The following is a 13651-nucleotide window of genomic DNA, read 5'->3' as shown; positions in this document are numbered from 1 at the left end:
ACTTTATTAAGGCAACTAACATTTTATAGCGAGCTAATCGCGCGTTTTTCTACTACAGCATAGCTCGTTTTTCTTATTGGTTTATTTTTAACAAACTAGTTAACTAATGCCAAGTTAGAATTCGCTCACCTCAAAGCAACTTCCTTAACCCATTCACATACCCGCGCTTATAGATCTCGTTTCCCTCAGCATCTTTGACTTGTCCAGTTGGCATAACTTCCCAGCCATGTTTATTGAAAAACGCATCAGAAATTGCGTATTTAATGGCTTCAACTTCCAGCGGTACCAGTTGTTTGTTTTCAAGTGTGGTGTTGGTTTTATCGCCTTTGGTTCGGTCAATAAACAAGTCTGAGTTGGCTTTGAGCGTATTGAGTTGGTCACGGTATTTGTTCCGTTCGGCAATCAGTGAGCCTACAACGGCTCTAATCACAGGGTCGTCGATGGCATCCAGAATATGTTGGTCGTTGCTGTTCAATAACTGCTTTTGGCGCACTGAGAGTGGCTTTTTACACGTCGCGCCTGCATAGGCTGCCCAAGCCTCAATTAATTGCTGAAAATGCTTTCCTGTGCGATTACGGATGGTTTGTGTTGATGGACCCCCTTGCTCTTTTGACAACCGCCCAATCGTTGCCATGGAAAAGTCGAGAGGCGTTATTTTACTTTGTTGCTCAAGTACCGCATTCAAGACCGTTAAAGCATTGGCGGTTCTTGTGGTGGCGCTTGCGCATAGCTCTTGCAGCACTAGGGTTGGGTCAACTGGATTAGCCATTTTTCTTCACTCCTAAAGTGGCTGTTGCCATGCTTGCTAATGTTCTGATGCTAATGCCTGTGTTACTTTCAATCGCTTGTACACCTTGCTCGAGTACGCCTGCGTCTTTCAAGTAAGCTTCAGTATCAAGGTAAGTTGAAAGCATTGTCATGGCTTTGCTTTTGTCTGGTTCTTTAGTGGCATTTAGCATGGCATTGACCATCACATTACCAAGCTTAAGCTGCGCTTCGTCGTCGAGCTGCATCAGGATTGGTTGGTAGCCCATGCGTATCAGCATGGTGTTTAGCATGTTTGATCTGTGATTAATGGCCGTGGTTTTCTTTAAGTCATCTTTTAAGTCTGCAAATACCTCTGCGTCATCGCAGATTTGGATCAGCTGCCTAAACTCAGATTTCGTGTCTAAAAAGCTAAAGAATGGTGATATGTCTTGTGCCGAGCCAAGCGCAATTACTTTGTCTTTGTGGTCGTGCTCTTCACGGTTTTGCTCAATGCTTAGTACCTTACGGATCACCTGAAAACATGCTACTAAGTCTTTGCAGTATTCATCGGCTTCGGTTTTGTGTCGCTCAATACGCCTGTCTATGCTGCTTAGTTGGTCGCGCTTGCTAAATAGAGTGCTGTTTACCTCGCAAAAATATTCTTCATCCAACAAACTAGCTTGCTCGCCCTCAAGTTCCGCAGCAATTTTAGCCGCTTCTGTGGCGTGATAACTTAGGTTGTTAAAGTGAGCCGTAAGCGATTGAATATAGCGAATGCTGGTAATAAACCAGCGGCAGCGAATACAGTTTTCAATGCCATGGGGTACTGGCGCGTGTAGATCGGCTTGGTTTCGATTCGCTTTTTTTAGTTTATCGCCGCCATTCCAGCACCCAGCAATAGAGGCATGTTCAACCAAGGGCGAGGTGTTGCCTCCTGCTAAACAAATGCCTATCGACTTTTCTTGCCACCCAGCAGGATTGCGCACTCTCAATGCGGTTTGTAGCGATTCAATGTCTTTAAACGCGGCTTGCAAGCCGATTTCTTCAATGGATTTATTGGCTAGGAATGACTGTAAACTATCATCTTCTTTGTCGATTATTTTGCCTTCAGCCTCGCGCATTTTCTTGGCCATCATCACAGGCGTGAGCTTGGTATAGTGCAAAGTCATGATCAAACGACTGTGGCCAACCAACAGCTTTGATAATATCGGTGTGGGTATTTCCCCCTCAATGGCGTAGCAAGTGATCAAAGAAACGCGTAATGCATGCAACGGGAATAGCGGCCTTCTGGCATTTTTAGGGTCAACAAAATGCACTTTGGCACCATCTCTTAAAGTATGCTCTTTTTTCGCCACATCTTGCTCGAGTTGGGCAAGCAAAGCCACCCATAGCGCGTTAACATAACCATCTGTAATTGGCATGCGCCGTTCGCGCTTACGATACGCAGCGGCATTGCGAAACAAAAAGCAAATATCACCAATTTCACTGCGCTGAATTTTGGTCTTCGTGCTGCCAAAGTGTTTGTAATCTAAGTCATAAATAGAAGTTGGCTTGTTGATTGGATTGTACTTTTCTTGCCAGTTTCTGAGCTTTTCTAACCAATACAACACCTCTTCGTGTTGCCATGGGATCACGTATCCCCGAGTTATTTCATCTTTGTTTCTATCTGCGGTTTTATTGGTGTTTATGTACATACCCGTCATCACATCACCAATATCTGGCGTAATAATGCGGTGGAATACCCCTTTTTGCCATGGGCGCTTATCGCTGCCTTCAGCAAAATGATGTTGCTCATTCATTTGCCACTCGCCATTGCTGTAACGCCATGTATCAGCCTCGCCCGAGTCCAACATTCGCACTTGAAAAGTTCGCAAAGGTAGCTGCAATTTAAGGTATAAAGCCATGGCACGAACAGGTGACCAAATTAAGTAAATGCTGTCACCCTTTTCTAAGGTTCTAAGTGCACCATCTATTCTTATTTGCCGCTGTTTATCTAGCGTGTGTTTTTGCCAAACACAATCGGGGTCTGCTTTGTCTATCACCGACTCATCAACCAAAATCCAGTCTTTTAAAAAACGAGCATTGGTGAAGAAGATCTCACTGTAGTCGATGGCCCACTGCCATTGCTTAAAGTGACCCCGAGGCGCGGGGCATAATATGCTGCGCAGTTGCTTAATATAGGCGTAGGGTAAAGCGTTGTAGACTGTCTCCTGTCGTCTTACAGGGTTTTGCTCTTTATCAAAGGGGTTTTGAAATAGCGGCACAGGATCGCCATTGTCATCTGGTTCTGAGTAGTAGGTATCAATTATCCAATCAATAAAGCGGCATACATCGTTGTTTTGCCTAACACGGTAGCCTTCATTCAGCTCAAACGGCATAAGGAATTTGTTGTAATCTTGATCTGCCAGTGTAAATAGCTCAATGGGGTCGGTAATAAATCGTGGTACCAAGTATTCATCTAAAAAGCGTGAAATAGCTGCGCGTGAATGGTCAATCCCGTATTGCTTTTGTTCAAGCCAAGCAGAGGCTAACTCCCGCCATGTTTCCCAGCCTGAGCCGTTTTTCTTGATAAACCAATTGAACTCATAATCCTGTGTTTTCATGGTTTATATCTCCTTAATTTAGGGTACTTACCGCTAAATAGCCCATCTGGGTCAATATCTTCAAAACCCGATTCCATCACGTTTTGCCAGCTCACGCTGACGTCTTCTTTAAACTCGGCATAGTGTTGGCCATCAAGGTTTTTTGATGCTCTTTCACATGCCAACGTCACATCTCTAATACTGGGTTGGGTATAAACGGCTTGTGATAACAACGAAGCATGGTGGAGTGCCTTTTTGATCAGTCGAGGATCAATGCCAGCGCTCGACATACGTCTACCATAAGCATGACGATGAGCATGTGGAGTTCGCCCTTCGGGTTTTGACACGACAAGGTTGATACGGGCCATGGCCGCTTTATAACTTTGGTTAAACGCGTTTAGGGTGAGTGATTGACCTTCATGCGCTTGTGAAAAAGACACAAATGCGTAAGGGTGCATTCTTGGCAACGGTAATAGGTAAAGTAAGTATTGCTGCCACAACTTGGCAAATAGCTCACCGTAAAAGGCAGGAAACCAGTGCAGTTGAATGTAGTTTTCGTCATCATCAACCACTTTGGTTTTCCATCCAATTCGGGCGGTACCCGTCATGCGGTTACGAGGAATTAAGTTAAAGTTCTCAGACAAATACGCTGCGCGTGTTTTTTGTCGTTTGCGGCCAGTCCAATTATTTGGTGCTCTGCCATCTTCAGGATGATATAAGCGTACTATTACACCGCTTGGGTTTTCTGGGTCGTAAAACACATCATCTACCCAAAGGTGCAAAGCATCACTTTCCCGTACACCGGTGCCATGCATCAGCAGCACAATAAGCTGATCACGCAGTGCCACGCGCTTATCTCTGGCTTTGCCCAAGCCTTGAATAAAAAAGGGTTTAAAGAGCTTTTCTGGAAATGAAATGGCATCACCATCAACCTTTAGCACATCCTTTTTACCGCGTACCTTACGCACGGTTTTAAGTACATTGGGTAAAGGGTTACTTTTGATATGGCCTAAAAAGTTGTACTGATTGCGTTTGTACCATGCAGCATAGTTAAGGCGTTCTTGATGAGAGTTGGCTTGTTCAAATGGGTTTAAGCTGGTTGTATTTCTGTTATTGGCTAGCCAATCAGTTAGGCCATTTAGCGCAGATAAAAGTTGATTTACGTTTGCAGTAGAGCGAGGTAGCCAATATAAACCCGATGGATCATTCCCTTCTGGGCTAATGGTACCCAACGATAAACGCATTACAAATGATTGAAATAATTTACTAGAGTCTGAAAATAACCCTGTGTTGGCTTCCATGTACTCGAGTAACAGTTGGCAAGCAAACGTAATGCGATTCATCCATGGCAAACTTTTAATGTGCGACTGGCTTATAACGTAATCAAGTAAGGGATCGAATACACCAAATTCGCTAAGCAACACAGGTACTTCAATCAATAAGCCTGAATTATCTGTTTTAACTTGCGCAAGAACTTTGACTAACACGTAACTAAACCAATTAGTGCTGAGGAGTTTTAGTAGATTAGTATAAGAAGTACTATTGATCTAATGAACTGAGATCTAGTTTTTAATTGGATCTATAAGGGAATTAGTATGTTTTAGTATAGTTTTAAGTGCTATTAATAAGACTTACACTTCAAACAACAAATATGGAGGTTTGGGTGGCAGTCTTACCAGCCACATCCCGGCACACAAGTCATACGCTGTGGCTGCTTCGTTCCCGACCTGACCAGATTCACGTACTATTGTTGCGAGAGGACCAATAAGACTACCATTGAGGGCCTTGTTTGGCGCGGGAAGAATTATCTCGAAGATTGCAGGGGGATGCAAGGGAAAAGTCAAAAAGCTTGGCTAACTGAGTGATGTTTAAACAGTTTGCCAAGCTTTTGTGGATTTTATGAGGCTATGTGCTTATTTGTTCAACGCAATTTTGATTTCTTCTAGGCGCTTTTTCACTTTCTTCATGTTTTCAGGGCCCATTCTTAAAAACTGTTTTTGCGCCGGAGAAAGTTGCTCCCATTCTGCATAAGCATATTTATAGGTAACTGAGTCTTTTACCAGAGGCAGTGCGGTGTCTGGAATGGGTGTTGCCAACAACTCGTCTATTGCATCCGTTAACGTGCCGTTGAATGCATCTCCTTCATAGCCTATTTCTTCGTAAGCTTCTTCAAATAATGGTTTGTATTGGTCATATAGTCTAACCACTTGTGCGGTGCTCATGGTGTCGAACATGGCGACATAAGGTGTGTAACGCTCGTAACTGTTAGGGTCGGTAATAATAATGTCGTCATCAATTACGCTAAAGCCATCTTGCGGCTTCACCACTGGTGCATGGTTTTCTGCCACTTTACCCTTTGCTAGGTTATCTACATAAACTACCGTGCGGCGGATCACGTCGTCATCTGCCAGTAATTTTACCGCTTGATTAGAGAGATAATTCGATACCGCTTCTTTAATTTCTGTATCACTTTGTGAAAGCGGCGGTAGTGTTACTTCAGGTTCAACCGGTTCTACTTGCTCTGGCTCGATTTGCTCTCGTTGCGGTGGCAAGGTTACTTCAGGTTCAACCACTTGCTCAGGTGGTGTTTCTCTTGCGGTATTGACCAGTGGCGTTTCGGTTTGTTCAGGCACAACAATATCTTGTTTTACCTTTTGGTTTTCCGTCGATGGGGTGTCTTTTTGTGCTAGCACAAACACAGCCACAATAATCAACGCTAGTACAACTACCGCGGCAAATAACAACTGGCTGTTAGAAGGTCTTTTATTACCTTCTTGATGATTCTCTGACATGGGGACTCCCTCTTCGTCATTGTTGATACGCGTTAATGTAAAACTATCACCAAATACTTGACTAATAACTTAATGCGCGCTGAAACCCTAAAAAAATGCGTTGTGGTGCAAACTCTGGCTACACCTTGTTCAAACATTTGATCTTAATAAAAATACTTGAGCACAGAACTTAAGTTCAGTACATTGAAGTTAAGCTAAATTACCACTTTATTAAATACAAAATCGTGTCAATTAGCGACTAAATTAAACCGCTAGTTTGTTAAAATTTGTTTGTGCCACCATAGCGCTTTAGTGCTTAAATTTCAAAATAATAGCCTAATATGTTGCGCGGGTATGTGCACTCAGACAACTTGGGTTTTAGCTAGGTTCAACTAGAATAAATAATACAACCTAAAAGCGGCTTAAGGACAAAGTGGCACTTTACTACTAAAAATAACGCATTTACTGGAGTTATCAACTCTTTGCACCTAAAGCATTGCAACATCAATAAAGATAAATAACGCATAAAAAGACCAAATTTAAATTAATAAAATTTAACAGCAGGATGGCCTCTTTTGAGAAAGCACAGAACGAGTGATAAAAAAATTGCCTTACTACTGACTGGAGGTGGTGCAAGGGCCGCTTATCAAGTCGGGGTATTAAAGGCGCTTGCGCAGAGTATGCCTCGTACTTCTCCCCTCCCTTTTGAAATCATTACTGGCACCTCTGCCGGCGCAATTAACTCGGCGGGGATTGCCTGTTACGCATCTTGCTTTCACCTTGCGGTGAAAAAAGTTGAATATATTTGGAAGAACTTTAGCACCGACATGGTGTACAAAAGCTCGTTTACGGGTGCATACGGCCATTTATTTGCCAATATGATGCGCAGCTTTCAAGCGCAATACCTTAATCAGCCACCAGCCAGCTTGTTAAATAACTCGCCGCTTCGAAAGCTGCTGGCCAATGTGCTTGATTTAAATCGCATCGATCACAATCTACACCGCCATTATCTTGATGCCATAGCTATTACGGTTTCAAGCTATTCTACTGGTAAATCTGTGGCGTTTTATCAGGCGAACAATGCTGAACCTTGGCAGCGCTCAAAGCGCGAAGGCGTTCCGGGCACGATTTCGCTCGACTTACTCATGGCAAGTTCGGCTATACCAATGGTGTTTCCAAGCGTGCGCGTTAAGCATCATTACTATGGTGATGGCTCTATCCACCAGCTCTCCCCGCTTAGCCCTGCCATTCACTTAGGTGCGGATAAAATCTTTGTGATCGGTGTTGAGCAGCCTAAACTACCACAGCCGCTCGGTTATGAACCGCATTTTCCAGGAATGTCTGTGGTCGCCGGTCACCTGCTAGACAGTGTGTTTAGCGATACCTTAAATTCAGACATCGAACGGCTCGACCGCGTCAACCGTACGGTAAGTTTGCTACCGGCCAGAGAAAAGCACAAAGAGCTCAGACGAGTAGACCATATGCTCATCAACCCCACAGTTAACTTTAATGAAGTCGCAGATCATTATTACGAAGATATGCCGTTGGCAATAAAGCTGTTGCTCAGAACCATGGGGGTTAAAAAGCATTCGCCGTCGAGTTTAACGAGTTACCTGCTGTTTGAGCGTACTTATACACAAAAACTCATTGAGCTTGGATTTGAAGACGGCATGAACCGCTTGGACGAAATGAGAGAGTTTTTGGAGCTCAAGTAAGATTTACAATAATAAAAATAGGTAGTAAAGATGTATAAACCTACTATAAGCGCACTTATGCTTATCGCACTTGGGTCAATTTCATTTTGCGCACAAAGCCAAACGTTCGACGTTGTTCAAATCATCCAAAATAACACAGCTGGTTTTAGCGGCTTAGATAATCCAAGGCAGCTGCGTTTTAATCACCAAGGTACGCAGGCCGTTGCAGTAAGTGGCGACGATAACGCAGTGGTTACATTTGCGCTTGATGCAAATAAGCAGCTAGTCCAAGATCAACTCTTTCAATCGAGCGATGCGCATCCGCTTTTACTTACTGGCGCATCCGATGCGGTATTCGTCAATAGCAATCTCATTCTTAACACTAGCTTTTACGATGGTGCATTAAATGTGTTTGCAAAAGATAAAACGGGTAAGTTTAACCTTGTGCAAACCTTTTCTGACGAAGTGTCTTACAAATTGGTGTTTGATCCAACCAAAAATGCCTCTACTCATGACACCCTTAGCTTGTTTGCACCTTGGAAAATTAGTTTAAGTGGCGACAAGCGCTATGTATTTATCCCAAGTTATAAAAGCAATACCGTCACTGCTTTTAGGATCACTCCTACAAACAGCGTGACGTGGCTCGGCCCAATTGATAGCGCTGAGCAAACTGATATGGGTGGGCCTGTGGATGTGCTAGTAAATAAAGAGGCTAACGCGCTTATCGTCGCAGGTTATGAAGGCGATGTCATTACGCTGTGGCAACAGGAACAAGGTACTTATACTGTTAAGCAGCGCATCGTTAAAAACGACACTAACCTGCTCGCACTCAGTAAACCACAAGCCTTGGTTGCAAGCTCAGATTTCACTGTTTTTTATGTTGCAGCGGCGGGCAGTAACAGCATTTTAGCCTTTGAGCGTCAACAAAACGGCCAATATCATTTGCTTCAGACCATTGATGCAAACCAAGTTGGCAAGCCACTTAACGGTGTCTCCACCTTGTTACTTGCTGCTGATGGCAAAAGGTTGTTCGCAGCCTCTGAGAGTAGCTCTGGTATTGCAGAGTTTAGCGTTACCGCAACGGGCAAGCTCACACATATCGCAACTTTTGATGATTTGACCAATCCCTTAGCCAATATATCGGCCTTGGCTTTTGTGACTGACGCAAATCATTTAGCCGTATCTCTTGCAAAACAAGATACCATCAAAATACTCAAAATAAGGAAGTAGTAACGCATGTGGCCAACTGATAAACCACTGATAGGACACCATGTTACCCTTGAACCATTATCAACAACCCATATTAATGCCCTGCAACAGGCAGTAAAAGATGGTGAAGCATGGAAGCTTTGGTATGCCAATGTCCCCACCCCAGACGATATGGAGCGCTATGTTAACACTGCGATAAGCCAAGCATCTGAAGGCAACCTTGCGTATGCGGTAAGGCTAAATAGCAGTAACGAAATCGTGGGAACCACCCGCTATTACAATGCAGATATAGCCAATCGCCGTGCCATGCTAGGCTATACTTGGTACAGCGATAAAGTGCGTCGAACAGCGGTTAACACGGAGTGTAAGTTTTTGCTGTTACAGCAACTTTTTGAAGATTTTGACGCCATTGCCGTAGAGTTTAGAACCCACTTTTTTAATCATGCCTCTCGCAATGCCATTGAGCGACTTGGCGCCAAGCTCGATGGTATCTTGCGCAGCCACCAGTTCGGTAGAAACGGCGAGCTAAGAGACACCGTTGTGTATTCGATTATCGCCTCAGAATGGCCCACCGTTAAGCAGCATTTATTGAGCAAGCTCGACAGATAGGTAGTAAAAGCATAAAAGATCGCAGGGTAAATCTGCTCCTACTCCGTGTTGTAGGAGACACTTTACGCGGCGATCTGTAACAACAAAAACAGAACATAGCACAACCTCGCAGGGTAAACCTGCTCCTACTTTGTGTTGTAGGAGATGCTTTACGCAGCGAGCAGTAACAACAAAAACAGCACACAAGATCGCAGGGTGAACCTGCTCCTACTCCGTGTTGTAGGAGCCGCTTTACGCGGCGATCTGTATAGCTTACTGCACGATTTTGCTTTTTGCTTGAGCTATCATGCTTTCGAAATAATCATATACTGACGGATCGTCGACTTGCTGTGCTTTCGCAAGTTGCAAGGCGTGATTAAAGCTTTTCAGCGCCTTGTTATACGCTTTGTTCTCTAAATATCCATGGCCTAGGCTGGCATGGGCATAAGACGAGTCGGGATAACGCGTGACAAATGCATTTAAAGTCGCGAGCGCAGCGTCTAGGCGTTTATGGCTGGTTTGCGCGTCAGCAAGTGCTCTGTATATAGACTCTGGCACTAACACATCAAACTCATAGCGCTTAGAAAGCTTTAGATAATAATCTTCAATATCAGAGATATGCGCATATTTTCCGGCTTCTTCATTGAGCTCAAAGTAGAAATCGTCAAAAAGTTTCGTTAATCCTTCATAGAGACTTGGATAAAACGTAGTTTGATGCGTTTCCAATTCTTTAAGGCTAAATTGCCAATTTACCTCTTTTGATCTGAGTGCTTTCAGGTTTGACGCAACTCGCATACCGTTGGTGTAAAAGTCGCCACCTTCCCCTGCGATACTAATATACAGATTGCGACGTAAATCATGCGTTGAGTTGCTAAGTACTTTAAACTGCTGATCCAGCTCTTCCTCACCCCACCAACCTGGCGGACTAACGAGCAGATAATTGGTAAATATCTCTGGCTTATTTAAAAAGGTGTGTAGTCCGTAGATCCCACCATTGGAATACCCTACTAACGTACGATTAGGTTTGAGTGAATATTGCGACTCAATGAAAGGAAATAACTCCCGAGTTAAGAAGGCTGTAAATTCGGCTGTCTTGCCAAATTGAGGAAACTTCTCTTTAATCCAACGCTGTCTATCACTTTGGGGCTCACCGTTAATTGGCGGTAAGTAGTCTCTAGTTCTCACCGTGGTTTTCAACCCAACAACGATGGTAGCAGGTATTTTTCCAGTGCTAACCAAAGACTCCACAATACCCACGGTTTGGGTAAAAAAGAATTCAGCATCGAGTAAGTACAACACTTGATATTGTTTCTTAGGGTCATAATCATTTGGCGTATAAACCATGACCTCCCTATTCTCACTTAATATCTTAGATGCAAAGGTTATTTTAGACCCAATCGTGATGGCTTGTTGTTCTAATGTTTGCCCATACACCTTGCTCAATGCAGCAAGTAGCATTAACACTAGCAAAATAATAAAACGCATGACTTTCCTTTTTAGTTTATTTTTATCAGTGTGTTACATTAGGAAAAAACAGGGCGATAAAACAGCAAAGTTTGCTGATTTTTCGCTGATAATTCGCTGAAAAAAGAATTTTAAAATGGAATTAAAGCAGTTTTTGATTGCAGATCACCTTGTAGATGTAAATCGCAATCATATTGTTATCGACCAACAGACTTATGCGCTCCCCCCTAAAGCAATAGCGGTGCTTTGTGAATTGGCAAAACAACCAGGAGAAGTGGTGAGCTTTGAGCAACTACTTAACACCGTTTGGCACGACAGAGTTGTTTCTCCCAATACATTGCAGCGCTGCATTTTCCAAATTCGCCAAGTATTCAAATATGCTGATAGTGAGTTAGAGTTTATAAAAACGCACAGTAAAAAAGGCTATAGTTTAGAGGCACCCGTTACGTCGATAAACGATAAGCCGAGCGCGCATAAAGCGACTCAAAAATCTCGCCCACGCGCTGCAAAACTTGGTGTAGCGGCCCTAGCCATAGTTATCACGGCTTATCTCTTTACGGTTATAATTCAACCAGAGACCAACCCCAGAGTACCTATTCAACCTACTTTTACTCTAATGACCACAAGTGACGCATGGGATGCAAATGCCAGCTACTCACCTGATGGCCAATGGATTGTTTTTCAGCGCTTTAGCGATAATTGCCATAGTCAGCTTTGGGTAAAAAATCTAGCCTCGCACAACACCTCTCGCTTAACCGCTCGCCAAGGCGTGTACGGAAAGCCAAGTTGGTCACACGACGCAAAGCAACTAACTTTTACCGAACGGAGTCATTGCAAGGCTCAAGAGACGTCTCCCTTTTGCTGGTCTTTAAACACACTAGATGTCGATACCGCAATCAACTCACCACAAAATCCACATGCCGTTATCGCTTGCCAAGAAAAGCCCATGTGGCGTGCAAATTGGATGAAAAATGGCGAGATAAGTTACTTATCTCATTTGCGTCCTAAACAAGCAGTGCCCTACCTTTTTGATTTAAAAACAAGAAAAAGCCGCACTACCGAGTATTTGCCAAACTTTGAAAACTACACTCTTGACTACCTTGCAAATCAAAATGTTTTCGCCATGGTAAGCATTGATGAGCACAACTCTCATCACCTGAATATTTACAATCCCGATAAGACGCCAACGATCACGGCAAAGATAGTACTACCGCACGAATTGTCACCATTGCAGCCAATTGAAGTCAGTTACCACCCTAGCGGCGAGTATTTGCTCGCATCGACGACCAACGGACTTTATAAACTGCAAACCAACGGGAGAATGATTGCTCTTGATACTGGGGGCAGAAAGAATCTAAGAGAGGCTTCTTTTTCAGCTGATGGAAAACAGATTTTAGCGACACAGATAAATGCCGATACCGATATTTTTACCTTAAGTCTTGCTCAAATACGAAATCACCAAACCGCTTCGGCAGCAAAGATAGCCAGAACAACAATGAAGGAGGACAACCCACAGTTTCAACCTCATGGTGATCATATTGCTTTTACATCTACACGTACTGGTTCAAGGCAAATATGGCTTTACAATGATCAAGGTGTTTCACAGCTCACCGATTCACAGCATGACAATATCAGCAAACGAATTGTGTGGTCTCCTACGGGTAATGCGATAGCAGGCACAACGCAAAAAGGACTCACGTTGTGGTCTTTAAATGGTGATAAAACCCTCATTGCTAATTCGCTTGCCATTGATTCTGTCCTGCAGTGGCTAACGCCAACGACGTTATTGGTCACAGCAAGGGAGAATGGAAATGCTGGACTTTACATTATTAATAAAGATACCAAAGAAGCCTCGCTCATTGTTTCTGAAAATGTAGTTTGGGCCGTGCAAGTAGATAGTGAGCATTTTCTTTATCAAGATATGAGTCAGCGTTTTTGGCTTGTTAACACAAACACAGCTCCTGTACCGACTGAGATACATGCGTTACGCGCTCAGTTAGCGCAGCCATTTGCCGTTTATAAAGACGGTATATTGTACGGCGTAAACAACGACAACCAACTATGGTCTTATCATCTCAGTGCAGGGATATATCAACACCTTGCAGAGGTACCCAGTAACAGCCGTTACTTGGCAGATTTTAACGGTGAAACCTTTTTGTTTACTCAAATGCATTTGATGCAAAAGCATATCGTGTCATTTAATACACCTGATGATCGAGGAACATAGATAGAGCAAGATCGCAGGATGAACCTGCTCCTACTCAGTGTTGTTGGAGACGCTTTACGCGGCGAGCTGTGACAACAAAAACAATACACAAGATCGCAGGGTGAACCTGCTCCTACTCCGTGCCGTAGAAGACGCTTTACGCGGCGAGCTGTGACAACAAAAAACAATACGCAAGATCGCAGGGTGAACCTGCTCCTACTTTGTGTTGTAGGAAACGCTTTACGCGGCGAGCTCTGACAACAAAAACTGCACTCAAGATCGCAGGGTAAACCTGCTCCTGCTCCGTGTTGTAGGAGATGTATGGACTCCTCCCCCTTAACGGGAGAGTACGGTATAAAGATATTGCAAAACACTTTTACCAAATAAGGA

At 43.6% G+C, this 13651-nt stretch carries 9 protein-coding genes and 1 other RNA gene; 4 read left to right on the top strand and 6 right to left on the bottom strand.

From position 1 onward, the window contains the following. Positions 1-130 precede the first annotated feature (130 nt). The 5 genes from gmtX to NO992_RS13360 form a co-directional block, all read right to left on the bottom strand. Positions 131-769: a gamma-mobile-trio protein GmtX gene (gene gmtX, locus NO992_RS13380; RefSeq protein ID WP_371377875.1), complete on the bottom strand. Its 639-nt coding sequence runs from the start codon at positions 767-769 to the stop codon at positions 131-133. Further along, on the bottom strand, positions 762-3350 hold the full coding sequence (locus NO992_RS13375) for a VPA1269 family protein (RefSeq protein WP_371377872.1): 2589 nt from the start codon (positions 3348-3350) through the stop codon (positions 762-764). Before NO992_RS13375 ends, gmtX begins: the two co-directional genes overlap by 8 nt. After that, entirely contained in the window at positions 3347-4816 is a 1470-nt protein-coding gene (gene gmtY, locus NO992_RS13370; protein WP_371377869.1) for a gamma-mobile-trio recombinase GmtY, read from the bottom strand. The genes NO992_RS13375 and gmtY overlap by 4 nt, the downstream gene beginning before the upstream one ends. A gap of 183 nt (positions 4817-4999) precedes the next feature. Beyond that, positions 5000-5096, bottom strand: an RNA gene (gene ffs / locus NO992_RS13365) — signal recognition particle sRNA small type. A gap of 146 nt (positions 5097-5242) precedes the next feature. Next, positions 5243-6121 carry a DUF3014 domain-containing protein gene (locus NO992_RS13360; protein ID WP_010371393.1) on the bottom strand — a complete coding sequence of 293 codons (879 nt, stop codon included), beginning with the start codon at positions 6119-6121 and terminating at the stop codon, positions 5243-5245. A gap of 554 nt (positions 6122-6675) precedes the next feature. Between NO992_RS13360 and NO992_RS13355 the strand changes: the two genes are divergently transcribed. Genes NO992_RS13355 through NO992_RS13345 form a run of 3 tightly spaced genes read left to right on the top strand, consistent with a single transcriptional unit; the run spans position 6676 to position 9612 of the window. Then, positions 6676-7815, top strand: coding sequence for a patatin-like phospholipase family protein (locus NO992_RS13355; RefSeq protein ID WP_371377865.1), 1140 nt, complete (start codon positions 6676-6678; stop codon positions 7813-7815). Positions 7816-7845: 30 nt separating this feature from the next. Further along, positions 7846-9024 (top strand): beta-propeller fold lactonase family protein, encoded by a 1179-nt coding sequence (locus tag NO992_RS13350; protein ID WP_371377862.1) that lies wholly within the window; start codon positions 7846-7848, stop codon positions 9022-9024. A 6-nt stretch (positions 9025-9030) separates the two neighbouring features. Next, positions 9031-9612, top strand: a complete 582-nt coding sequence (locus NO992_RS13345) for a GNAT family N-acetyltransferase (protein ID WP_253103269.1) — start codon at positions 9031-9033, stop codon at positions 9610-9612. A gap of 252 nt (positions 9613-9864) precedes the next feature. Here the strand turns inward: NO992_RS13345 and NO992_RS13340 are convergent, their stop codons facing one another. Next, positions 9865-11076: an alpha/beta hydrolase-fold protein gene (locus tag NO992_RS13340; protein WP_371377859.1), complete on the bottom strand. Its 1212-nt coding sequence runs from the start codon at positions 11074-11076 to the stop codon at positions 9865-9867. A 115-nt stretch (positions 11077-11191) separates the two neighbouring features. Here NO992_RS13340 and NO992_RS13335 point away from each other — a divergent pair, with 115 nt between their 5' ends. Further along, on the top strand, positions 11192-13282 hold the full coding sequence (locus NO992_RS13335) for a winged helix-turn-helix domain-containing protein (protein ID WP_371377856.1): 2091 nt from the start codon (positions 11192-11194) through the stop codon (positions 13280-13282). Positions 13283-13651: the final 369 nt, after the last annotated feature.

Origin of the sequence: Pseudoalteromonas sp. DY56-GL79 (assembly GCF_041414765.1) — a bacterium.
Lineage (GTDB): Bacteria > Pseudomonadota > Gammaproteobacteria > Enterobacterales > Alteromonadaceae > Pseudoalteromonas > Pseudoalteromonas piscicida.
Note: the sequence above shows the minus strand (reverse complement) of the source record. Positions and strands in the feature narration are given on the sequence as shown.